General features: G+C 38.1%; 1 protein-coding gene. It reads right to left on the minus strand.

Going from position 1 to position 446, the window contains the following annotated elements; translation table 11 throughout:
• Nucleotides 1–446, minus strand: a 446-nt coding sequence (locus ACHRWY_RS27580; protein WP_395359228.1) for a tetratricopeptide repeat protein, incomplete at both ends; no start/stop codon positions are given.

A 446-nucleotide genomic window follows, 5' to 3' on the forward strand; every position in this document is an offset into this window, starting at 1 on the left:
CCGTATCCCTTGCAGAGGCAAAGTATATTTTGTTATCATAAACAAAAGATCCGTAATCTGAATATTTGGAATTAATTCCGGCTTCTTCAATTTTATAGCGTCCTGAATTGGCTTTGATCTGATCCAGATAATTGAGGTTTTCTTTATAAAGCTGCCCCCTGGAATCGTTTTTATATTTGGCATTGAACTCTTGCAGTATTTTATTGGCCTTATCGGTTTGTCCGGTTGATTTCAGGCATTGTGCATAGCGGTAGTAATACTCTGCTTCAGGGGAGGGATTCATGGCAAATAGTTCGGTGTACCATTTGGCGGCATCTTCAAAATCTGAATTGAAATAATAGGAGTTCCCCAGCTTTTTAAACAAGTCTTCGGATTTATATCCCTTATCAGCCACTCTTTCATAGGTTTTAATCGCCTCGATATAGGCATAACCATCGTATTTTTTA

This window comes from Flavobacterium sp. FlaQc-48 (assembly GCF_044007335.1).
In the GTDB taxonomy this organism is placed as follows: Bacteria; Bacteroidota; Bacteroidia; order Flavobacteriales; family Flavobacteriaceae; genus Flavobacterium.